At 42.3% G+C, this 23,365-nt stretch carries 19 protein-coding genes and 1 pseudogene; 19 read left to right on the top strand and 1 reads right to left on the bottom strand.

Annotation, left to right across the window (positions count from 1 at the left end):
* Positions 1–110 precede the first annotated feature (110 nt).
* The 15 genes and pseudogenes from OB236_RS38725 to OB236_RS38655 form a co-directional block, all read left to right on the top strand.
* The gene (locus tag OB236_RS38725; protein WP_076230261.1) at positions 111–1,646 is read left to right on the top strand and encodes an extracellular solute-binding protein; all 1,536 of its coding nucleotides are present in this window, start codon (positions 111–113) and stop codon (positions 1,644–1,646) included.
* A 116-nt stretch (positions 1,647–1,762) separates the two neighbouring features.
* Positions 1,763–2,857 carry a mandelate racemase/muconate lactonizing enzyme family protein gene (locus tag OB236_RS38720; RefSeq protein ID WP_262688786.1) on the top strand — a complete coding sequence of 365 codons (1,095 nt, stop codon included), beginning with the start codon at positions 1,763–1,765 and terminating at the stop codon, positions 2,855–2,857.
* 61 nt (positions 2,858–2,918) lie between these two features.
* Positions 2,919–3,116, top strand: a complete 198-nt coding sequence (locus OB236_RS38715) for a hypothetical protein (RefSeq protein WP_262688785.1) — start codon at positions 2,919–2,921, stop codon at positions 3,114–3,116.
* Entirely contained in the window at positions 3,110–5,254 is a 2,145-nt protein-coding gene (locus tag OB236_RS38710; RefSeq protein ID WP_262688784.1) for a helix-turn-helix domain-containing protein, read from the top strand. Before OB236_RS38715 ends, OB236_RS38710 begins: the two co-directional genes overlap by 7 nt.
* 54 nt (positions 5,255–5,308) lie before the next feature.
* Positions 5,309–6,277: an ABC transporter permease gene (locus OB236_RS38705; RefSeq protein ID WP_262688783.1), complete on the top strand. Its 969-nt coding sequence runs from the start codon at positions 5,309–5,311 to the stop codon at positions 6,275–6,277.
* A gap of 18 nt (positions 6,278–6,295) precedes the next feature.
* Positions 6,296–7,174 carry a carbohydrate ABC transporter permease gene (locus OB236_RS38700; RefSeq protein ID WP_076230265.1) on the top strand — a complete coding sequence of 293 codons (879 nt, stop codon included), beginning with the start codon at positions 6,296–6,298 and terminating at the stop codon, positions 7,172–7,174.
* Between the two features lie 40 nt (positions 7,175–7,214).
* Positions 7,215–8,342 (top strand): galactonate dehydratase, encoded by a 1,128-nt coding sequence (dgoD, locus tag OB236_RS38695; RefSeq protein ID WP_262688782.1) that lies wholly within the window; start codon positions 7,215–7,217, stop codon positions 8,340–8,342.
* A gap of 247 nt (positions 8,343–8,589) precedes the next feature.
* On the top strand, positions 8,590–9,330 hold the full coding sequence (locus OB236_RS38690; RefSeq protein ID WP_262688781.1) for a YheC/YheD family protein: 741 nt from the start codon (positions 8,590–8,592) through the stop codon (positions 9,328–9,330).
* Positions 9,331–9,555: 225 nt separating this feature from the next.
* Positions 9,556–10,530 (top strand): ABC transporter permease, encoded by a 975-nt coding sequence (locus tag OB236_RS38685; protein WP_317259424.1) that lies wholly within the window; start codon positions 9,556–9,558, stop codon positions 10,528–10,530.
* 49 nt (positions 10,531–10,579) lie between these two features.
* Positions 10,580–11,461 (top strand): carbohydrate ABC transporter permease, encoded by an 882-nt coding sequence (locus OB236_RS38680; protein WP_076230267.1) that lies wholly within the window; start codon positions 10,580–10,582, stop codon positions 11,459–11,461.
* Positions 11,462–11,534: 73 nt separating this feature from the next.
* Positions 11,535–13,079, top strand: a complete 1,545-nt coding sequence (locus tag OB236_RS38675; protein ID WP_262688780.1) for an extracellular solute-binding protein — start codon at positions 11,535–11,537, stop codon at positions 13,077–13,079.
* A gap of 27 nt (positions 13,080–13,106) precedes the next feature.
* Positions 13,107–13,775, top strand: a complete 669-nt coding sequence (locus OB236_RS38670) for a carboxylesterase family protein (protein WP_262688779.1) — start codon at positions 13,107–13,109, stop codon at positions 13,773–13,775.
* 667 nt (positions 13,776–14,442) lie between these two features.
* Complete coding sequence (locus tag OB236_RS38665; protein ID WP_262688778.1) at positions 14,443–14,676, top strand: hypothetical protein; 234 nt, start codon at positions 14,443–14,445, stop codon at positions 14,674–14,676.
* Positions 14,677–15,003: 327 nt separating this feature from the next.
* Positions 15,004–15,399, top strand: a complete 396-nt coding sequence (locus tag OB236_RS38660) for a hypothetical protein (RefSeq protein WP_262688777.1) — start codon at positions 15,004–15,006, stop codon at positions 15,397–15,399.
* 487 nt (positions 15,400–15,886) lie between these two features.
* Positions 15,887–15,970: pseudogene (locus OB236_RS38655) on the top strand (DUF255 domain-containing protein); the annotation flags it as partial.
* A gap of 165 nt (positions 15,971–16,135) precedes the next feature.
* Here the strand turns inward: OB236_RS38655 and OB236_RS38650 are convergent.
* Positions 16,136–17,740: a sensor domain-containing diguanylate cyclase gene (locus OB236_RS38650; RefSeq protein ID WP_262688776.1), complete on the bottom strand. Its 1,605-nt coding sequence runs from the start codon at positions 17,738–17,740 to the stop codon at positions 16,136–16,138.
* A gap of 274 nt (positions 17,741–18,014) precedes the next feature.
* On the opposite strand from OB236_RS38650, the gene OB236_RS38645 reads away from it, so the two are divergent.
* From OB236_RS38645 to OB236_RS38635, 4 genes are all read left to right on the top strand, one after another.
* The gene (locus OB236_RS38645) at positions 18,015–19,118 is read left to right on the top strand and encodes a hypothetical protein (protein ID WP_262688775.1); all 1,104 of its coding nucleotides are present in this window, start codon (positions 18,015–18,017) and stop codon (positions 19,116–19,118) included.
* A 228-nt stretch (positions 19,119–19,346) separates the two neighbouring features.
* On the top strand, positions 19,347–19,508 hold the full coding sequence (locus tag OB236_RS39910; RefSeq protein ID WP_317259423.1) for a DUF255 domain-containing protein: 162 nt from the start codon (positions 19,347–19,349) through the stop codon (positions 19,506–19,508).
* A 38-nt stretch (positions 19,509–19,546) separates the two neighbouring features.
* On the top strand, positions 19,547–21,433 hold the full coding sequence (locus tag OB236_RS38640; RefSeq protein ID WP_317259422.1) for a thioredoxin domain-containing protein: 1,887 nt from the start codon (positions 19,547–19,549) through the stop codon (positions 21,431–21,433).
* Between the two features lie 339 nt (positions 21,434–21,772).
* Positions 21,773–23,359 carry a methyl-accepting chemotaxis protein gene (locus tag OB236_RS38635; RefSeq protein WP_262688774.1) on the top strand — a complete coding sequence of 529 codons (1,587 nt, stop codon included), beginning with the start codon at positions 21,773–21,775 and terminating at the stop codon, positions 23,357–23,359.
* Positions 23,360–23,365 lie beyond the last annotated feature (6 nt).

Here is a 23,365-nt window from a genome sequence, read left to right as displayed (position 1 = left end):
TTAACTACAGTTACACACATCAAAAACTGTCTGTTTCTATCCAAACGGATATGCATTATTTTTATGAAAGCGGTTTAATCTACTCCTGCCGCAAATTAAAGGGGGGAAAAATGAGTGTGAAACGGAATAAAATAGTGTCTGCATTATTGCCCTTAGGGTTATCCATCTCTTTGCTTGCAGCATGTTCCCAAGAAGGGTCTGCGCCGGCAGCGATTGGAAACACGAATCAGAAAGATAAGAAAGACGAGCCATTAAAAATCAGTATGGCATGGGGGCTGTATAACGAGCTTCCGGATATGAACAACAGTTTTTGGAAGGAATTTAAGAAAAAAACCAATGTGGATTTGGATATTCAGTGGATACCGAGTGCTAATTATCAGCAGAAATTAGAGCTCATGTTGGCAACGGGAGATATTCCAGAAGTTGTTTTGGGGGTAGGCTACAACGTACCTACTTTTTACAAAGCAATTGAGAATGGAATGTTTTGGGATCTAACACCTTTTTTAGGCGATTTTAGCAAATATCCAAATTTGAAAAAAAACAAAGAGACCGGGGTATTCGATTATAACAGAGTAAATGGAAAAATTTACACTCTGCCCCGGATGAGATCACAGGTCCATTCCAGCCTGTTGATGCGTAAGGATTGGTTGGACAATTTGAAAATCCCGATGCCGACGACGCTGGATGAGTATAAGGCTGCTTTACAAGCGATTGTCAAAGCCAATCCGACTGGACAAAATCCCATTGGATTAACCACTCACGGGGTATTAGGTGGGGCAAGAGACGTATTTATGCCTGGCTTTGGTGTCTACGACCCAACATACGATAAAGATGGAGGGCTTATCCGCGGATTACTAACGCCGCAGTATGCCGATATGGTGGAATGGTTCCGGGGATTGTATGCTGACGGGCTGCTGCCCAAGGAATTCTCTACGATGAAAGAGCCGCAGTCTCTGGATCTGATTGGCTCTGGTAAAGCCGCCTCCTTGGGATATGTTGTCAGAGCTGACTGGCAGTACACGGAATCGAATAGAAAAATCGATCCGAATGCTCTTGTTAGATCCGCAGTACTAAAGGGTCCTAAAGGCTATGCGATTAATTTACGGTCAAATTTTGCACCAGGGATGTTCATTTCTAAAAAGGTTCCAGAGGAAAAGCTAAAGCGTATTCTTGACTTTTATGAGTCTACGGCTACGGCTGAATTCCTGAAATTCGGTGAATACGGTGTTGAAGGTATCCATTACACTATGGTGAACGGCTATCCCAAGATGACCGAGCTTGGAAGTAAAGAAATGGTCATTTCCAGCTATGATCCTTGGGTCTTGACTTATGACCCCGGCTTTAAAATCAGAAACGTAAACGCACCGCCAGAATTCAATAAAGAAACGGAAAGCCTGGTAAAAGACTGGACGGAAAAGGGGAAGTTGGACCCATTCAGCTACCTAATATCTGATACGTTCAATGATATCTGGCCGAAATATCAGGATGAATTTGATACTAAAACGGTTCAGGCTATCATCGGTAAAATCTCAATAAACGATTTCAGGGCTTATCAAGAACAATTAAGAAATTTGCCCGAGATGAAAAAGGCTTTCCAGGAATTCACTAAATCAGAGAAAGAATTTGCAGCAAATAAAGGAAAATAAACGTGTAATCAGCATAAGGCTAACTGCCAGAAACCAGCTTGAAAGCGCATACAGTTAGCTTTATGCTTCCAGTGCATAAATGAAACTAGTAGATCATGCCGAGGAGGACGGAAAATATGAGTAAAATAAAAAGTATTGAAACATTTATCTCGCAATCGGTCGGTATCGTTCGTGTACGAACCGAAGATGGGTTGGAGGGATATGGTCAAGTAGCATCTTATCATTCAGATCTCTCCGCCAAAGTGCTGCACCGGCAAATCGCTCCATATGTATTAGGAGCCGATTCAGACGATATTGCAAGCTTGGCTGAACGAATCGTAATCGGCGAGCATAAATTCCCAGGTTCATATATATGCCGCGCTGTCGGAGGCGTGGACACAGCTCTATGGGATCTCCGTGGTAAACGGGAAGGCAAGAGCGTGTGTGAGCTTCTGGGTGGAAAGCCACGCCGATTATCGGTTTACGGTTCCAGCATGAGCCGTAACATTAAACCCGAGGATGAAGCCGATCGATTGGTCCGATTACAGGATAAATATGGAATACGGGCATTTAAAATTCGGATTGCCGACAATTTCGGCAACGATGTCGATCGCTGGCCAGGTCGTACAGAAGCAATTGTACCTACTGTTCGTAAAGCAATTGGAGATGATACGATTCTGCTGGTGGATGCAAACAGCGGTTACACACCCAAAAGGGCGATTGAAGTCGGCCGCATGCTGGAGCAGTACAATGTAGGCCACTTTGAAGAACCATGCCCCTATCCCGAATTGGAATGGACAGCAGAGGTGGCTGCAGCGTTAACGGTTCCGGTATCTGGCGGCGAACAGGATTGCGATTTGGCGCAATTCAGAAGGATGATCCAGATGAAAGCAGTCGATATCGTACAGCCGGATATCTGTTATTTGGGCGGAATCAGCAGGGCGCTGAGTGTGGCTAGGATGGCTGAAGAAGCAGGGTTGCCCTGCACACCACATGCGGCCAACCATTCCATGGTGACCTTGTTTACGATGCATTTACTGGGTGCACTCCCTAACGGAGGGCCTTTTATGGAATACAGCATTGAGGAAACAAAGTGGTTGAATGGTCTGTATACTTCAGATCCTTTTGCAATCAGAGATGGAGAAGTGAGCATTCCTGATGAACCTGGATGGGGTGTAACCATTCATCCCGATTGGCTGGATAAAGCCGAGTATACCCTTAGTTCCCTGTAATGTGCATTTGCCGAAGGTATAGCTGACTTGCTAGGTTTCAACGTAGTTTGGAGGGTTCCTAATGGCAATATGGTTGCGTAGGAGATGGTCTGGGATCATTTCTGCTTGGTCTGATATGCGAGGTCATTTTTTCTACCGCCTCATCTGGTTGGGGATGATTTCGGCATGTATACCGATCATCTTGGCGGGAATGGGTTACTATCAAATTGCGGTCAAGGAAGCTTACCAAAAGACCGAAGAGGAAAGCCGTGTTTGCTGAAATTTGTGTCGGATCGAATCGATTCCTTATTGGCCGCGATTGAGCTGGAATCGTTCCAATTAGCCTTGGACCCTTCAATTGTAGATTTCCTTTCTGGCTATCGTAATGGAAATGATTATCTCATCAACAAACAGATGCTCGCTGCATTGGACCGAAAAAAAAACACAAATGACTTCATCGGGGAAATTCTGCTATATCAAGAAGGCAATAAAATGCTGAATTCGGTATATTACGGGCAAATACCTATTACGAATTATCCCTACATTGAAGATATCGAGTCCGTATTAAGCATGGATTCCCCGGAAGCTCAATGGCTGTATCTGCCGCGATCTGAAAAAAGCGGATACATTACTTTTGTTCGAAGACTGCCGTTGATGAGCGCTGCTAAAGGTATGGATAGATTGATCATTCACATTCGTGTCGATAAGCTGAAAAGTTACATGAACGACAGTTTTTTTTCATTTACTGATAAATCATTACTTGTGACGGATGCCAAAGGCCTGACTTTATTCCATTCTCAGGGAAAAAGTAGTCTGGATACAGACGAGCACCACGATCAAAATATAAAACGAGTTGTGGAAGATCAAAAGCTATCGGACATGTTCCTTGCCACAGGCCCGAATGGGAGTGAGACACTCTACTCTTATCAAAAAACTACCTCGGGACGTATTTATATTTCCTTGATCCCGAAGGAGGCATTTGCCAAACAATTGGGTTGGATCCGCTGGATGACGATATGTGCCGTTTTGATCTTAATCCTTGTCGCGGTGTTATTAACATTTTTCAACTCTATGCGGGTATATAGTCCGATTCAACAATTATTGAAACAGGGCCGAGATTTAAGTCTTGGGACGGAACCAAATCATAATCCAAATGAAATTACTTACATCAAAGAATGTCTTAACTATTTAAACCGAGAAACGAAATCGTTATCTACTTATTTAAGGAAAATGGAACCGAATTTGCGTGAACGTTTTTTTCACAAGCTTTTGGAAAAAGGTTACGCGGATCAAAGCTTGTTGCAGAAGGAGTGCTCTGATTTGGGCATCTCTGTCTCCGGAAACTACATCGTATTGGTTGTTGAGTTGGAAAATGTTCATAAAGAAAAGCGGTTCCTGCCAGAGGACAAAGCAATAATTGGGTTTGCCATAACCAACGTAATGGAAGAACTGCTGGAAGAGTATAAATCATTGAGCGGCTATACCTTTAACCTAAATAAGGGAAACGGTATTGCTGTTGTTAGTTGTACGGACATGTCGCTGCTGGCTAAGGAGTCCCACAAATATGCAATTGCCGTATGCAATGCATTGAATCGATTCCTGAAGTTCAAAGTTTCTATTGGAATGGGTACCGTTTGCACCCATATTTTTGATGTACCGGTGTCTTACCAAGAGGCCTTATTAGCCCTTGAGTACCGTTTGATTGATGATTCCAATCCTGTGCTTTACATTGAGGATTTGGAAAATCCACAAAGAAAGATGGTATCACTCTATCCGCATCAACATGTAGAATCGATGGTTTCAGCACTCCTGTCTAAGGATGCTGGAGCGGCAAAGCAGGCGTTAAAATCATTTTCTCAAACTGCCCGTCTTTCCCAATCTCATATGATTACTTATCAATCTTATCATCTTCTTTTGGCTTCCCTTATTCAGTCTGTGGAAAGTCAGGGAGGCAGTATCTTTACTGTATTGGAGAACAACTTGTTTGATCAATTGATGGAGAGAAAGACATCCACAGAAATATGTGATTGGTTTACGGATGTGTGCTTCCCCCTGATCCAAAGAATAACCGCTCAAAACGATCTGAATCAACTAGCTAAGGGCAAGTCCGATATTATGCGTGTATGCCAATATATTAGAGAAAACGTCCAGTGCGACATTTCGTTAACACAATGCTCGGAGATGCTTTCTATGACTCCGCCATATGTCAGCCGGTTATTTAAGAAAATAATGGGGATTTCGTTTGTAGAATACGTAACGAACTGCAAGATGGAGGAGGCACAAAGGATGCTTCTGGAATCCGATTGCACTCTTCAAGAAATTGCGGCAAGTATTGGATATACGGAGCGAAATCTTAGTCGTGTTTTTCATCGGTACATCCATCTGACACCAGGCCAGTTTCGAATCAAGCATCGCTGAATGGCAACTTGTATTCTCTATCCCCCGACTATCAGAAAGGAGTTCTAATATCTCATGAAGCATTCGACTGAAGTTCCTTCCGTTGCATCAATGTCCGGAATCCTAAGCCGATATTCTTCGAGCCGGCTATGGAGGCAAATTATTAAAGGGAGATATATTTATTTGTTGGCGATGCCGGGTTTTCTTTTTCTTTTTTTATTCAAATTCGTACCGATGTGGGGACTGCTGCTTGCTTTTCAAGAATACAACCCGTTTAAAGGCCTGATGGGTAGCCAATGGGTCGGTTTAAAGCATTTTACGGATTTACTGAATGATGCCAATTTTTATCGTATGCTTCGCAATACTTTACTCATTAATTTGTTCGGTCTCATTTTTTATTTTCCGATTCCTATTTTCCTGGCTTTGATGGTAAATGAAGTCAGGCATGAGTTTTTTAAAAAGATCAATCAATCGATTGTATATATGCCGCATTTTTTATCTTGGGTTATTATAGCCAGCATGACATTTTTCATCTTGTCGACAGATATCGGAATTGTCAATAAACTGTTCACTTCGTTTGGGATAGCACCCATTCCGTTCTTAACTCAATCTCAATTTTTTTGGGGTTTGATCACAGGACAAACCATTTGGAAGGAAGCAGGCTGGGGAACGATTATTTTCCTTGCGGCTATTGCAGGCGTCGATCCACAACGCTATGAAGCAGCGGTGGTTGACGGTGCTTCACGCTTTCGCCAGATTTGGCATATTACACTGCCGGCGATCCGCCCCACCATTGTAGTGCTGCTGATTTTGCGACTGGGTCATATGGCCGATGTCGGTTTTGAACAAATTTTGTTAATGATGAATCCGCTTGTAAGGGAAGTAGGCGAGGTTTTTGACACCTACGCGTATACACAGGGGATTTTGCGAGGCAAGTTCAGCATCGGTGTTTCTATCGGATTATTTAAAGGGCTGGTAGGATTGGTTTTCGTGGTATCAGCTAATTATATTGTCAAGAAATTAGGTTATGAAGGTATTTATTAAGAAAGGTGGGGAGAATCCATGAGTTTTGTGCATAAGAAAAATTTAACGTTATTTGATTATGTAAACTACACACTTCTTTTGATCATATCCCTCACCAGTATATTTCCTTTTATCTATGTGTTCAGTGTATCCCTGACGGATCCAGCTACCTATATTCCATTCAAATTTTATTTGTTTCCGCAGGACTTTTCACTGGCTTCATACAAGTACATTTTGTCAACTAACAGTTTTATGAATTCGCTGAAAAGCACGATGTTCGTCACTGTCGTCGGTACGGCGCTTAACCTGGTTTTTACGTTCACTCTTGCCTATGCGTTGACCAAAAAGCATGTGATTGGAAGGAATTTCATGCTCGGATGCGTTATATTCACCTTGTTGTTCAATGCTGGAATTGTCCCTAACTATTTGTTAGTGAAAGAGTTAGGGCTGCTTAATTCGTATTGGGCGCTGATCTTAAGCAGTTTGACGAATGCATGGACGTTGATTGTGGTGAAAAGCTTTATGGATGCCCTTCCCGAAGAACTGGAGGATGCGGCAAGAATTGATGGATGCAATGATTTGATGGTGTTTTTACGTATTGTGCTCCCCCTTTCCATGCCGGCGATTGCCACGTTTACGCTATTTTTTGCGGTGTCACACTGGAATACATATTTTAATGCATTGATTTATTTGACGGATGCGAAAAAATGGACGCTACAGGTACTGGTCAAAACCCTCGTCATCGATTCAGAATCGTCGGGGATTGCCGCAGCGGGCTCCGCAGAGGATAAAATGATTCCGCAGGAAACGATTCGGATGGCTGCCGTTGTAGTAGCTATGCTTCCAATTCTTATCGTGTATCCGTTTTTGCAAAAATATTTTGCCAAAGGCGTTATGCTGGGCTCCATCAAGGGATAGGGAAGAAAATCAGTAATGCAAAAACAGGAGGTAGAATGGCATGAAAATTATAAATGTTACATGTATCCGGGCGAATGGTGTATTTGTCAAAATTGAGACGGATGAAGGGATTACCGGCTACGGTGAAGGTTCGAATTTTACTCCTCTAGCAGTTATCGGCATGGTGGAGGAATTAAAACCGTATATCCTCGGGGAAGATCCGCATCGTATCGAATATTTATGGCAGGCTTGCTTCCGTCGTCTATTTGCGAGAGGTGGTCCAGTGACGGGATCTGCAATTTCTGCTATCGATATGGCTTTGTGGGATATTAAGGGTAAAGCGCTAAATGTGCCCGTGTATCAATTACTTGGAGGGTTAGCGCGGGAAAAGGTGAGATTATACGGACATATCATAGGTAATTCTGCGGAAGAAATAGCCGCAAATGCCAAGAGGCTTGCAGCAAAAGGAGTAACTGCTATTCGCTATCGCGGCTTTCACGATACCGACGATATTGACTTGCATGATCACAAGCGGGCGGTTAGACAGCAAATTGAATATACGGAAGCCATTCGTGCTGCGGTTGGCGACGATGTTGACCTCATTCTTGAATGCCACGGGCGCTATGACCCTGATTTTGCTGTAATGCTTGCAGAAGGTGTTGCGAAGTTTAAACCTCTTTACATTGAAGATCCCATTCGTCACGAAAATCCCCAAGCGTTGGTGAGGTACAGGCAGCATACGAACATCCCGTTGGCAACCGGAGAACGCGGACATAACAAGTATGATTTCCGTGAATTTGTAGTTGACGGTCATGTCGATTATTTGCGACCCGATGTATGCTGGTGCGGCGGCATTACGGAAATAAAAAAAATTGCCGCATTTGCTGAAGTATATAATATTAATGTTGTCCCGCACAATAATTGGGGACCACTCGGGACCTCCGCAAGTGTACACATTTCTTTGGCAATTCCTAACATTACACTTATGGAAGGATTCTGGGTTGATTCCGCAAAGCCGACGGACGTAGTAACACCATGGCCAAAAATAGTGGACGGCTATGCCTACCCGCCCGTTGGTCCTGGACTGGGAGTGGAGTTTAACGAAGAGATCGCCGCTTCCATTCCGCAAAAGCCTACAAGAGTATTGCCCAAACTGAATGGATTTGATGGATCTGTAAGAGACTGGTAGGGCTCTGCGGTGTCCTTTTATAATAAGTGTAATGGATATTAAAAATCCCATCACGTTTGGTCGCAATTCGATCAATCGTGATGGGGTTTTTTGGTAAATATGGTCAATCTCAAAATCAGTTCCCCCGTGTTGCGATGAAGAATTTGATACAGTAAGAAGAGAAATAAGCCTATTTTCTTATCAGCCTGTACCATAAATTATTTGTGCACATAAAATAATCTGGCGAAGATGTAGGGAGGTTGATTATGTGAAAAAGGTTAAGTACAAGATGGGTAAATTAGGGAAACATAATTTCATGAAAAGATTTAATGCTATAAACACTTTCCTGCCTGATACTCGAATAGCCTCTAAATCCAATATAAAAACTATGATAAGATTATACGAATCACTTTATTTAAAACCTGATGAGGGTACCGGAGGTCATGGGATATATAAAATAACAAAAACTAAAAAAGGGTATTCGTTAAGAAGTGGGACTGCCACTAGATATTTCAATTCAATTGATACTTTATATCGTTCACTTCATATATTACTCACTAAAGAAAAGTATGTAGTCCAGAAAGGGATTGATTTGCTAAAACATAACAAACGAGGATTTGATATCAGAGTTATGGTGCAAAAGAACAGCAATAATATATTGATCCCGACAGGTATTATTGGAAGGTTAGCGAAGCCAAAAAAAATAGTAACTAATTATCATTCTGGAGGCACTCCTTTGCCAATAGACAAGTTACTCAAATCACATCTTAAAGGAGACTCTAGGATCAAATATATTAAAAATATGGAATTATTGAGTAAAAAAGCAAGTCATGTCCTTGGTAAAAGTTATAGAAGGAAGCGAGCTTTCGGTGTTGATATAGCAATTGATTCCAAACTGAAGCCATGGATTCTGGAGATTAATACTGAACCTGATATGAGTATTTTTAACACTTTGAAGAATAAAACGATGTACAAGAGGATTCTTGGATACTCTAAAATAAAAGGATGAGCAGGCAGCGAGCTGTCGTCGGTACTCAATCGGCGTCAGCTTTTTTAGTTTTCTTTTGTGCAAATCTAAGCTGCAATCGAAAATAGTCAAAATAATTACAATTAGGTCAGTATTACACATTTTCGAGCGGTGGTTCGCTCCCTATACTAAAGGTAACCCAAGACATTATCGTATGCGTAATAATCATTGAATATTGAATGAGTTAATTGAGGAGGCGAACAGTTCGTGAAGGAGGTAAATACGATTAGGATGTATTCACAGCGAGGAGCCACCGGATTTAAGGAGAAAGGCAAACGCAAATCTTTGTGGCACGGCCTGAGGCGGGACAAGTTTCTGTATCTGCTTATGTTACCGGGACTCGTATTTTTCATCCTCTTCAAATATGTTCCGATGTGGGGTATTGTCATCGCTTTTCAGGACTATTCCCCTTATTTGGGAGTAGTGCAGAGCAAGTGGGTGGGGTTCGAGCATTTTAACAGGCTTTTTTCTAATCCGGATTTCGTTAAATTATTGCGCAATACGACGATGATCAGCCTCATGAGTCTGTTATTCTTTTTTCCGATGCCGATCATTTTCTCTTTACTGTTGAACGAAGTCCGGAATGTGGTGTTTAAAAGGATACTCCAGTCGATAGTGTATTTGCCGCATTTTTTATCATGGGTCATCATTGCGGGCATCACTTTCCTGCTGTTCTCTCAGACGTCAGGGATCGTCAACCTGCTCCTTGCATCGTATGGAGAGGATAAAGTTGATTTTCTTACGAACTCCGACATGTTCTGGTGGCTGTTGACTGCGCAGTCGATCTGGAAGGATACAGGGTGGGGGACGATCATTTTCCTCGCCGCTATTGCCGGGGTCGACCCGCAGCAGTTCGAGGCTGCTAAGATTGACGGAGCCAATCGTCTTAGGCAGGTTTGGCATATTACATTGCCAGCGATTCGCAGTGTCATTCTTATTCTTTTGATTTTGCGTCTCGGTCATGTTATGGATGTCGGTTTTGAACAGGTATTCCTGATGATGAATGGGGCCGTATCGGAAGTGGCTGACGTATTCGAGACCTACGTGTACAGGATGGGAATTCAGAGTGGTCAATTCAGCTACAGCACGGCCGTAGGGCTCTTCAAGTCTGTCATAGGCCTGGTTCTTGTCATTGTGTCCAATCGGATAGCCAAGCGTTTGGGAGAAGAAGGAGTCTATTGATCCTAAAGTGGTGGACCTGTGATTAGCTTTAGATTAGGGGGTGAAAACGATGAAAGAAAGTCTTGGTTCCCGGTTGTTCGATGCGGGAAATGTAACGCTGCTTTCCATTGTTGGACTGTTAGCGCTGTTTCCACTTTATTACGTGTTCGTTGTCTCGTTCACGGATCCATCAGAATATATTCTCAAGCAGGGCTTGGTTTTGTTCCCACACCATTGGACGTTATCCGCATATAAGTATTTGCTGTCCACTCGAACATTTATTAATGCTACGGGTGTCAGTGTATTTCTTGCAACTGTAGGCACCGTACTCAGCTTGATCGTTACTTCTGCTTTGGCATATGGTCTGTCGAGAAAGCGTTTGCTAGGCCGACGGGTGATTATGCTGCTGATTCTTATCACGATTTTGTTTAATCCAGGGATCATTCCCCACTATATGCTGATCCGCAATCTGGGCTTGATCGACAGCATTTGGGCGCTGATTTTACCGGCACTTGCAAGCGGATGGAATGTCATTCTAATGAAAAGCTTTTTCGATAATATTCCAGTGGAGCTGGAAGAATCGGCAGCGATAGACGGCTGTTATGATATCGGGATATTCGTCCGTATTGTTCTGCCACTTTCACTTCCGTCGCTGGCCGCATTCGGCCTGTTCTACGCGGTGGCTTACTGGAACACGTTTTTTAATGCCGTATTGTTCATCAACGATAATACAAAGTGGCCGCTTCAGTTGGTGCTGAACAATATGCTGATCAATTCCTCCACGTCGGCTGGGGGATCGGCTGCAGCAGAAATGATGGCGGAGCAGACCATTCCAACGGAAACTTTAAAAATGGCTGCAGTCGTAATTGCCATCACTCCGATTGTGCTTGTATATCCGTTTCTGCAAAAGCATTTTGCCAAAGGCGTCATGCTAGGTTCCGTGAAAGGCTGACAGGTGGGTTCAAACAAAAAGTGCTCACTTCAAAATAAAATATAGAATTCATCGAAAAGGGAGGATTTTACACATGTTTCAACACGAACCATGGTTTCGCAAGAACGTAAAGGCGACTACTGCCGTCTGTCTGATTGCGGCACTGCTTACTGCCTGCGGTGGTGACAAGATAGACGGGGGGACGGCGGCAAAAGCTGATAAAGCTGGAGCTAAGGAAAAGCCTACTGAAATCAGCATTCTTACCGAATTTAATACGACAGAGGCACCAAGTGCCGATAATCCGGTACTGAAGGAATTTGAGAAACGCACGAACACGAAGTTGTCAATTACATGGGTATCACCAAATAATTACGGGGAAAAGCAGAATACGGTGCTGGCCTCGGGGGAAATACCGGATCTGATGAAAGTCAGCGATTTAATCAACCCGCTTATGCGTCAGATGGTCGATCATGGGGCATTTTGGGATTTGACGCCTTATCTGAAGGAATACCCGCATTTGATGGAGTATCCCAAGGAAGTATGGGAGAAGACGAGAATCAACGGAAAAAACTTCATCATCCCTTCCGTGCGTCCGCTTGAAGGAGGAAACTCGCTGCCATCCATCCGTAAGGATTGGTTGGACAAGCTGAATTTGAAAATGCCGGAAACGTTAGATGAATTGTACGGGGCACTGAAAGCGTTTACGCTCAATGACCCTGATGGGGACGGTAAACCAAACACGCTTGGCTATACGATGAATGAATACAATTTTGTGCAAAATGTGCTGAATGGCAGTAACGGTAAATGGAAGGTACAGGATGGCAAGCTGATCAACACCGAACTCGAACCGGGTACACATGACGCGCTGATCTGGTTGAATAGGCTGTACAAGGAAAAGCTGATTCCCGAAGATTTCGCTGCGATGAAAGGATCGCAAACGGAGGATATGGCAAAAGCGGGGAAGGCAGGCTTGCATACAGATACAGTAGAGGGCATCTGGCGTTCGACGGCTGAATTGGTTAAAACGAACCCGAAGGCGGATTTCCTTCCTTTCACCAGTTTAAAAGGCCCGTTCGGCAATGTTGCTTTCCAAACTTCGGGTTATTCCGGGCTGTTCCTGATTCCGAAAAAGGTTCCCGAGGACAAGGTGAAGAAAATCCTTGCGCTGATGGATTACGGAGCGTCCGAGGAAGGATTTTTGCTGGCCTGCTACGGGTTTGAGGGTGTACACTACACAGTACAGGACGGATTTAAAGTAACAACTGAGCAGGCGACAAAGGACAGCGTCGCGCAGAGCTCCTTCGGTAAAATTTTCGAACGATATGACAAATATTTGTGGGCTTACCGAACGGGAATGCCAAAAGATGTATTAGAACGCAACAAAAAGATTGTCGACGAGCGCCTGAAAATAAGCATTGCGGATCCTTCGATTGGCCTTGTGTCAGAAACGAATCAAAAGCTTGGAGCCGATTATACGAAAAAAATTATTGATTTGAAGGTAAAAGTAATCATGGGCAAAGAACCGATCGAAGCCTGGGATAACTTTGTGAAACAGTTGAAGTCGGATGCCAACTATATGAAGATTATCGAGGAATATAACAAGGCCTATCAGGAACGTGCTAAAGCAAGCAGCAAGTAGACTACCCTACATGAGGAGAAAACAATTATGAAACAGCAAGAATGCAAGCTTGATAAAGAAATTACGAAACAAGTAAAACTTGATTACCTGCTTTATTTGCCAGTCGGATACGAAGAAACCAACCGTGAATGGCCGCTCATTCTATTCCTGCATGGACGTGGTGAGCGAGGCACGGATCTGAGCCGTCTACAACAATACGGACTCCCGAAGCTAGTCGAGGAACAAGAGGATTTTCCCTTTATCGTCGTATCGCCGCAATGTCCATTGTACACGACTTGGGGTTTAGAAAGTGATGCTTTACTTGAACTGCTTGATGATGTGTCTGCGCGATACGCGGTGGATAGAAGCCGGATTTATTTGACGGGAATTAGCATGGGTGGTTTTGGAACGTGGAATTTAGCAACGGACGATCCCACAAGATTCGCGGCAATCGCCCCGATTTGTTCCACAGGGCCAACGGAAAAAGTCCATATGCTGAAGGATGTTCCAGTATGGGTGTTTCATGGTGCAAAAGATACAACTGTACCCGTGCATCATGCAGAGGAAATGGTTGAGAAGCTCAAAGCATGCGGAGGCAATCCGCGTCTGACGATTTATCCCGATGCCGATCATGCTGGCTTGACACCCGTTTTCTTCAATATGGAGATTTACGACTGGTTCCTGCAACATAGGAGGAAAACGTCGCACTTTGAATAGGTAAAAATAGACTCTTCGGAGCGTATCCAATACGCTCCGATTTTTTTTTGTCTTTGCAGAGGAGTATTTGCAAGGGGAAAGCTGAGGCACGGGATCATGTATCTGGGATCTCTTCAATGGAAGCAAAAAAAAAATTGGATTCTAACCAGGAGACTTTAGTCAGTGACGTTCAAAATGCTGCGAAACTTTGGTACTATTGTATCTAAGGGAGTTTCCCAACTCGTTTGGGTATCGATAATTTAATATTTGTTTATCTTTTACTCCATTAAAACCCATTGCGAGAGAATAGTGTCATTTACTACCTATATACAACTAAATTCCAGTGACGTTGTTAGGATAGCAGCAAAAAGAATACTAATAAAAAACAATACTGGGATGTGATTTGTTTGTCGTATTCCTATGAAGAATTAGAAAGCGACTTATCTATTGGACATGAATTGCATTTTAAATATAAGGACAAAGAATACTCAATAAGCAATAATAAAGCTGGTTGGTATTTGTCTGAGTTCTGCTCCGAATAACAAATGTTCTCTGATACAATTGAATTACTTGAAAAAGGAAAAATTGATGATAGGCGTTTAAAAGAGATATGGGATGATGTGGAAATCACTAGTATTTTCTAATATAATGAATCTTTTATAGTGACTTTAGTTAATGCGAGGTGTTCATGATAGCAACTATAGGATACAGGTTAAAACTACCCCACGCAAAGGATTTTATTATTGTTTCCAGCGATCATGTAATCCAAGTAAAGTCATTTCTTCAATATGAGGGCAAAGTTTATTATGTGAAAAGAGTTTATTTTGCAAACAATAGGGATGCTGGTGGACATTTAATAGAAGTTGAAGAAACAAATGAAACTAATAATAATTTTGTGAATGTCAGAAAATCTCTAAGATAAAATCGAACTTTTATTGAGAGAGGTGATCAATCGTTATGACTTATAATGAAATGGAACTTATTCAGCGTGCGATTGAAGATGGCAATTCTCTAATAACCGATGAGGAGAAAGTTGAGAATTTTTGAACTTGGATTCCTAGTTACACTTGCGAAAGAGCAGCCGAAGGATACTTTTCATTTCTATCTTCAGTATGAAAGAATAGCAGATTGGGCAAGGAAGTAAAAACATTGTTGTCGTTTTACGATAAAACGGATATTTTATAGGAACTGAAGATTATTGATGTGTTAATGAAAAAAGCTTTTAAATAGATTTGAGAAGAGGTCAGTTATGGAAGATACAAGTCCGAGATACATTACTAGATCAACTATTGAAAATCTTATTGTAAAATTAAATTTACCTGCCCTTGATCCGTACTCACAAGATTGGGATCTTGAAATGGCTGATTCATCAAGAGTAGCGGAATTCATCTCATTTTATGAAGAACAAGTCCTCAGCGAAAATGAACGGTTTGGACTTATGGCTTTGATTATCGCATCTTATGATGATTTTATATCAAGCGGTAATGAGCCTGATCTTGTATGGAGCAAAATCAGATACTATCTTATACAAGACTTTGTTATACATAAAAATACAATTTTATACTGGGTGCTAGAAGATAATGAAATAGACAATTGTTTTGCAGTTACACCACTGATGAGGGATGTTCTCGCAACCAAGAATTAAAACGTACATCAAAGAAAATAACATTATCTAACTGGAAGGTAGTGATTGATTGATCTACATTACAGGAGATGTCCATGGTAGCATTAGCATTGGAAGAAGGCCTAACACTAAGAATTTTCCCCAACAGAAAACAATGACAAGGATTGATTATGCGATTATTTCAGGCGATTTTGATCTTATCAGGAACATGGATAATTTGCTATTGATCGATGGTCGAATGCGGCCGGCTCAGCCGATAGACCTTTTTCTAGTTGATGAGCTGTCCATACTGCTTGAGGCATACAATTAATTTGTACGTTGACTCTAATAAATAGAATATAAAGGCAACATGTATAAGGCAGGGACTATAGATGAAGGAACAATATCGAAATGGGCCAACACCTGAATATATTGAATCAGTCCATAAGCTAAGGGAAGATTTTCTCTATGCAATTCAACTTGGTGATCGGAGTCGTGCGATTCCTATGGAATTACACGACTTGTTTCGTTGAAATGGTTCCCGTGGAGTGATGAAGCATTTGAAACAGCTAGAAGAGAAAATAAGCCTATTTTCTTATCTATTGGGTATAGCTAACGTTGGTTACCCACATGAACCTGTCATTGATGAGATGTTCGTGTGAATCATTAATTTTCATGTTCCGGCAACTTATATGTGAAGATGCTTTTATAATTTTTAAAGCTAAATGCTTGAAGCTATACATCAAACGTTTTAAGACTGCTTGCAGGGGTTCAATGACTAAGTTCTCCCCCTCATTTCCGCTATACATGTCTGGTTTCTCCCCAATTCCTTAGCCTGATACAAGGCTTGGTCGGCCATTTGAATTAGCTCTTCAGCCGAAACGGAATGTGAGGAATAGTGTGCGATGCCCTGTGAGACTGTAATAGGCTGCCCGATAGGATTCGCACTTTTTTCAAACATAATGCGAATTCGTTCCGCCACAAGATAAGCCTCATCAGCAGCAATATGTGAAATAAGTGTAATGAATTCTTCCCCTCCGAAACGACAACACACATCACCTGGTTGGATAGTTGAAGTAATAATTTTCGCGAAATGCTTTAACACTTCGTCCCCAGCCTGATGACCATATGTGTCATTAACGGTTTTAAATCTATCAATATCCATAATAATAATAGAAAAAGAGGTTTGCTCCTCAATCCATTTATGCATGATTACTTCGAGTGCTCTTCGGTTTTTTAACCCGGTCATTGGATCTGTTGTTGCATCATGCGTCAATTGATCAGTCTGTTCTTTTATATCTGTTAATGCATATCTAATTGCTTTAGTTAACAAATCAGCCTCTCTATTCCAATGTTGTTTTTCTTCAGGAAGTTCGATTTTTTCTCGACCGAATTTGCTCACCAGGTCGGCCAAGGATACGAAAGGTTTCGCCAATCTGCGCGCTAGCCATATGACTATTAACATTAATAACGAAAATGGAAGCATCATATACAACAGAATGGTTTTTATATGCCGGTTTAATTGTTCATAGACGATACTGATTGGCGACACCGCAACGACGCCCCAGCCATTTTCCGGAACCTTTACGTATCCCGCTAGTAAAGCCTCTCCCTTCAAGTTAACCATCAGCTCATATCCGCTTTGACCTTGAATAAGCTTTCGGACGATTTGATTGGTGCTGATATCCTCGCCTAACCGAGTTGTGTCTCGATGGAACAGCACATGCCCGTCGGATCCCACTATGTAAAAATAGGAACCTACTTTATCAGTCGGGTTGCTTCCGAAGATCATATTCAATATGTTGTATTCCTCAAGATAAAGAGTTCCTCCGATAAACCCTCGGTATATACCTCCTTTGTCGAATATTGGTTCGCTCATAAATACGATGAGTCGTTTGGAAGTTGCAGTTATGTAAGGTATGGAGAGGTAGGGCTTTTGCGATGCCAATGCGGTCTTCGCCGCTTCCGTTGAAATATATATTCCGACTGATCCGGTGGATTCCGGAGACAAATTTCGAACAAGTCCTGTTTCATCCACCACGGAAATGGAATTAAAGTAGTTGCTGCTTTGACGCATTAATTCTAGATTAGAATATACTTCATCTGTATTCATGGAGTTTATATTTGATAAGATGCTTGCGGAATAGTGCAAGCTGCTCCGCATGGATGTAAACAAAGAGTCTATGGTCTGACTCATTTTGCCTGCGCTTGAAAAATTCAAGGTGAGTGTAGTGTCAATCAGTGATTGTTTTTTCGATTGATAGGATGCAATAAGAAGAATGGTTAAAGTCAGAAGAACAGAGAGGGAAACCAGCCCTATTAAAAGTGTGGCCAGGCTAATCTTATTATTTTGGTTTGCTTTTATTTCTGTAAGCCTAGGCATCGAATGCCCCCCTTGTGTTCTAGATGCAAATATATAAAAGAATGGACAGCAATTCGACATAATTCATCAAATCCCACCTTTGATTATAAACCAAAATGCCTATAAATGCAGTATGGAAATACCATATACCGTGACTAAAGACATGAATCCAAAAACGAAAATCAGCAAAATACCGGGATTCTTTTCATGAGTAACAATATGTTGGTATGGCTGGTATCTTTTCGATAAACCATTTATTGAATTTAATGTTCCAGATGATTGGATTAAAGAAGGTTTGGAGCTTCACAAAGAAAACCTAATAAAAGAGCCTGCTGATATTAGAAATGGTTGGCACTCGATTTATCCAAATGGATATAGCAATATTTATTGGAGATATATTCCTGTAAGAGAATTATTGTTATGTAACGGCATCGTAATTACTAATGGATATAGATTTTCTGATAGGAACAATTCAATTCCTGAATTTGGTATACAGAACCAACCCACAATTTTGGTTATTGACAGTGATGGCAATTTACCTTCATCACTAGACAGAAATAAATTAGAAATATCTATTCCATTTGAGAACGAACTTAAAATTGATATTTGTAAAGATATTATCGCCCAATTACTAGCCACTAAAAATATCAGCAGTTTTAATAGTCACATAGCCAAAATAAATGAAACTCAACTTTTACACCCTTCGTTAACTTGGGAACTTAAACCAACTTCAAAAGATGTTAATCAATATAATAGGGGAGAAGGTAAACTTTTATTTTTTGAAGGAGGTTATACGTTATTACATAGTTATACCTTAAGTATGCTTTCTCAAGTTGTAATACCTTGGTTCTGGTTAAAAAATGATGATAATATAAACTTTAAAAATTTGACTTCTTTTTCCGGCTTAGTTTTTTCTAAATATGCAATAAGTGAATATCTATCAGTGTTGAAAGATACACTCTATGAAAAAAGTATCGTAAACAATTCATTTAAAATTATTTCTAAAAGAATTTTTATTAATATAGCAGTGTATCAAACTATCTACAATCAAACAGGAAACAGCAGATTAAGAAAAGATATTAAAGATCTCTTAATTATTGAAAAAGAGTATAAGTCTCGGTTGAGTGTAGTATGGGGTAGCCCCCCGACTTCTACTATGGAACTCGATTTTCTAAGTGATTATAATGACCAAGTTAGTGTTGTTATCGAGCATTATATTTCGCCAAAATCTCGTAAAAAGCGAGGATTGAATGCCGAAGCACCTAAAGACTACTTACATGATTTGTTAAATACTTATCTTGGAAGAAACGTCGTTATCCCTTATAATTTAGAAGAAGGAAAAAAGATGTTTCCCAAAGCGTTTAATGATTTGAAAAATTATATGCTAAAGTATTTTTAATTCAAGAACACTTGCGGTCCTTCCTTTTAAAAGGCTTGGTAAAGGGATTCTGAGAAAGATAACCATAATTATCCACCGAGACCCTAACCCAGTAGACAGGTATGCTTAGAGCCAAAAGGTTTCAAAACTCTACTCATCTCAGCAGAGGTTTTTTCTTTTTATTGAGGTTATGCTAAACTGAACCCATCAACATCAAAATTATCCCAAAAACGAAGGAGGTGATGCCCCATGACAACTCAAAGAGTACCCAATAGATTAACCAAGGAAAAATCACCATATTTACTGCAGCACCAATACAACCCGGTAGACTGGTTCCCTTGGTCAGAAGAAGCTTTTGAAAAAGCGAAACAGGAAAACAAACCTGTCTTCTTATCTATTGGGTATTCGTAGTAGTTAGCATTATGTCAACCTGCCATTGGTGTCACGTCATGAATCACGAATCCTTCGAAGACGAGGAAGTCGCAGCTCTCTTAAATAAAGATTACATATCGATCAAAGTAGACCGTGAGGAACGTCCGGATGTCGATCATCTGTACATGTCAGTCTGCCAGGCTCTAACCGGGCAGGGTGGATGGCCGCTGACGATCATCATGACGCCGGAGAAGAAGCCCTTCTTCGCTGGAACGTATTTCCCCAAAGGCCGTAAGTACGGTCGTAAAGGTTTGATGGATATCCTGCCGCAGATTGCAGGCAAGTGGGATGAAGACAGCACCCAAATATCGCAGATGGGTGATCAGATCATTGCGGAAACGCAGAGTCGTCTGATAGCCAATTTGCAGGGGGATATCTCGGAGGAATCGTTGGAGCAGGCTTTTCAAATGTACGACAAGATGTTTGACCCGCAGTATGGCGGCTTCGGTGATGCGCCCAAGTTTCCGACCTCGCATAACTTGTCTTATTTGCTTCGCTACTATACAAGGACTGGCAATGAGCGGGCGTTGACGATGGTGGAGAAGACGCTGGACAGCATGTATCGCGGTGGAATGTATGATCATATCGGATGGGGATTTGCGCGGTATTCGACGGATGAACGGTGGTTAGTGCCGCATTTTGAGAAGATGCTTTATGATAACGCCCTACTGACGATGACCTATATTGAGGCCTATCAGGTAACCGGTAAGCAGCAATATGCTGAGGTAGCTGAGCAGATTATTGCTTATGTGCTGCGGGATATGACGGATGAACAAGGTGCCTTTTATTGTGCGGAGGATGCGGATTCAGAAGGTGAGGAAGGAAAGTTTTATGTATGGAAACCCGCGGAAATCAGGCAGCTGCTGGGTGAAGAAGAGGGCGAGCTGTACTGCAGTGTATATGATATCACCGACAGTGGGAACTTTGAAGGACATAGTATTCCGAATCTGATCGAATGGACGATCGAGGATGCTGCCCGATTACAAGGAATACCGCTTAATGAGTTGAGAGCAAGACTGGAAGCTTCGCGGCACAAGCTGTTCGAGCATCGGGAGAAGCGGATTCACCCTCATAAGGATGATAAGATACTCACCTCATGGAACGGGCTGATGATCATGGCTCTGGCCAAAGCGGCCAAGGCGCTTAACAAGCCGGAGTATGCGGAGGCAGCGCGTCGTGCTTCGGATTTCATAGCTCGGGAGCTTCGCCGTGAGGATGGACGACTACTTGCCCGTTATCGTGATGGGGAGGCCGCTTACCTTGGGTATGTGGACGATTATGCGTTCTATGTCTGGGGGCTGATTGAGCTGTATGAGGCGACATTTGACATCGAGCTGTTGCAGCTGGCTGTGGAGCTGAATGCAGACATGCTGACGTTGTTTTGGGACACGGAGCAGGGTGGATTATTCTTCTATGGCCATGATGGCGAGCAGCTGTTCACACGTCCGAAGGAAATCTATGATGGTGCGATGCCATCGGGTAATTCCGCTGCTGCACTCAATATGGCCAAGCTTGCCAGATACACGTATGATGCGAGTTTATCTCAAAAGACGGACGAGCAGCTTCAGGCGTTTGCGGGTTCTGTGCAGAAATACCCATCAGGTCATGCCTTGTTCCTGATTGCGTTGGATTATGTCATAAGTGCGCCTTCGGAGATTGTTCTAGCTGGTGATCCGAATAAGCCGGATTTGCAGGCAATGAAGGAGAAGCTGCAGCGCAGATTTATGCCTCATGCGATTTACATGCTGCATCCAAGCACAGAGCAGAGGGAAGCTGCAAGGAATCTAATACCGCTCTTGAGGGATAAAGTTGTGTTAGGCGGTAGGGCAACTGCCTACATTTGTGAAAATTTTGCCTGCTATGCTCCTGTTACCGATTTGGATGAGCTGGATGAAATTGAATAGTTCGGACTACGAGCGTGAGGATCCTTGTGATTCTCACGTTTTTTGTTATGTCTGTAAAGATGACAATTGTCCTATACAATTCATATGTACATAACAGATATACGATAAAATATACAAAATTAATATTAGATAGAGAATGACTATTAGTCATAGTAAAATTCATATAATCTTGTAGAACGATGTAGAATAAAGTCGAATATAGGTACAAAGAACCATATTATATTTGCGGAATTTTTTGTAAAATCCTCTTATCTCGACATGACATTTACATAGATGATGAAGTCAAATCTAATGGAACAAGCACCAGGGAACACAAACTAACTTACAGAGGGTGAGACTATGAAATGGTTTATGAATTTGAAAACATCGGTGAAATTAATTTCCGCATTTGGTATTGTCGCAGTAATCGTAGCGGTTGTAGGATTGTACGCTATATCTAATTTGAGTATGATGAACGGCAATATTAATGAAATGTACAACAATAATCTCACATCTATTCAAAGATTGTCAGCCGGACTCAACAGCTATCAAAATATACGCGTAGCCATACGCGATATGAGCCAGAGTGAAACTTTGGCGGCCGGGAATAAATTGCAGACGGATATTGATGGCTACGTGAAGGAATTACAGGACCAGATTGACGTTTACCGCGGTACACCCATTACCCCTGTTGAGAAAGAGCAGCTTAAAGCATATGACACTGCTGTTGCAGCCTATACGAAGACACTTGCTGCGGCAATGAAACTGGCGGAAAAAGAGGATAAGACCGAATATAGCAAGCTTCTAAATAGCGAGTTGACTCCTGCTGGATCGAAGGTCAGGGAAAGCTTAAACAAGCTGATCGATACCAACGTGAAACTGGCGGAAGGGACGAATACCAAATCAGAAGAAGCCTATACGTCTGCACGCACGACAACGATTATTATTGTTGTCATTGCTTTTATCCTTAGTCTTACAATGGGTTATGGAATCGCACAATCGATCGCTCGCCCACTGCACCGGATCGTAAGTCTGGTTACCAAGGTGGCACACGGCGATTTGCGGGAGAAGGCCGATATTGACACGAAGGATGAAGTCGGCCAATTGGCGGCTTCCATGAATCAAATGATCAGCAGTCTGCAAAATCTGATTAGTGGCATCATCCAATCCTCGCAAAGTGTCGCTGCCGCATCTGAGGAAATCTCGGCAAGCACAGAAGAAATTGCTGGCAGCAGTATCAGTCAGGCGCAGTCGGCGCAATCCATCACAGAGCTGTTCAAAGAATTGAGTGTAGCCATTAATTCCGTTGCCGAAAGCGCAGAGCAAGCCGCCGAGTTATCCAACGTAACGGTCAAAACCGCCAGTGAAGGCGATAAAGTCATACAGGCCTCTATAGTAGGCATGCAAGCCGTGAACCAGACGATGACAAGGTTAGAAGAGGATTCTTTGAAGATAGGCGACATTATTGAAGTTATTGATGATATTGCCGATCAAACTAATTTGTTGGCGTTGAATGCAGCAATTGAAGCGGCACGAGCTGGAGATCAAGGCAGAGGTTTTGCCGTTGTAGCTGATGAGGTCCGTAAGCTCGCTGAACGAAGTAGTGAAGCGACGAAGGAAATATCTTCCATTATTAAAGTGATGCAGTCAAATACGAAGCAAAGTGTGAATGCAGTGCTGGACAGCGTGGCGCAATCGTCCCAAACCGGCGAAGCCTTCCAAAATATTATTCATATGGTCAACGATTCTTCACAGAAAGTGAATGAGATCGCGGCGGCCTGCGAGGAAGAAGCTGCCCAGGCATCCGAAGTTATGCACTCGGTTGAGTCCATAGCTGCCTCCAGCCAGGAATCGGCAGCAGCCTCCGAAGAAACAGCGGCAACGTGCCAATCACTTGCACAGCTTGCGGACGAGTTGAATACCTCCGTCTCGATTTTCAAAATTTAAGCATAC

The organism is Paenibacillus baimaensis, from assembly GCF_025567575.1.
This window is presented reverse-complemented; position numbering and strand designations above follow the sequence as displayed.

Bases quoted from the DNA above. Each gene is read 5' to 3' on its own strand.
- dgoD (WP_262688782.1), top strand. From the start codon at position 7,215: ATGAAAATTATAAATGTTACATGTATCCGGGCGAATGGTGTATTTGTC.
- OB236_RS38700 (WP_076230265.1), top strand. From the start codon at position 6,296: ATGAGTTTTGTGCATAAGAAAAATTTAACGTTATTTGATTATGTAAAC.
- OB236_RS38665 (WP_262688778.1), top strand. From the start codon at position 14,443: ATGATAGCAACTATAGGATACAGGTTAAAACTACCCCACGCAAAGGAT.
- OB236_RS38660 (WP_262688777.1), top strand. From the start codon at position 15,004: ATGGAAGATACAAGTCCGAGATACATTACTAGATCAACTATTGAAAAT.
- OB236_RS38705 (WP_262688783.1), top strand. From the start codon at position 5,309: ATGAAGCATTCGACTGAAGTTCCTTCCGTTGCATCAATGTCCGGAATC.
- OB236_RS38635 (WP_262688774.1), top strand. From the start codon at position 21,773: ATGAAATGGTTTATGAATTTGAAAACATCGGTGAAATTAATTTCCGCA.
- OB236_RS38715 (WP_262688785.1), top strand. From the start codon at position 2,919: ATGGCAATATGGTTGCGTAGGAGATGGTCTGGGATCATTTCTGCTTGG.
- OB236_RS38670 (WP_262688779.1), top strand. From the start codon at position 13,107: ATGAAACAGCAAGAATGCAAGCTTGATAAAGAAATTACGAAACAAGTA.
- OB236_RS38675 (WP_262688780.1), top strand. From the start codon at position 11,535: ATGTTTCAACACGAACCATGGTTTCGCAAGAACGTAAAGGCGACTACT.
- OB236_RS38640 (WP_317259422.1), top strand. From the start codon at position 19,547: ATGAATCACGAATCCTTCGAAGACGAGGAAGTCGCAGCTCTCTTAAAT.
- OB236_RS38680 (WP_076230267.1), top strand. From the start codon at position 10,580: ATGAAAGAAAGTCTTGGTTCCCGGTTGTTCGATGCGGGAAATGTAACG.
- OB236_RS38720 (WP_262688786.1), top strand. From the start codon at position 1,763: ATGAGTAAAATAAAAAGTATTGAAACATTTATCTCGCAATCGGTCGGT.
- OB236_RS38725 (WP_076230261.1), top strand. From the start codon at position 111: ATGAGTGTGAAACGGAATAAAATAGTGTCTGCATTATTGCCCTTAGGG.
- OB236_RS39910 (WP_317259423.1), top strand. From the start codon at position 19,347: ATGACAACTCAAAGAGTACCCAATAGATTAACCAAGGAAAAATCACCA.
- OB236_RS38650 (WP_262688776.1), bottom strand. From the start codon at position 17,740: ATGCCTAGGCTTACAGAAATAAAAGCAAACCAAAATAATAAGATTAGC.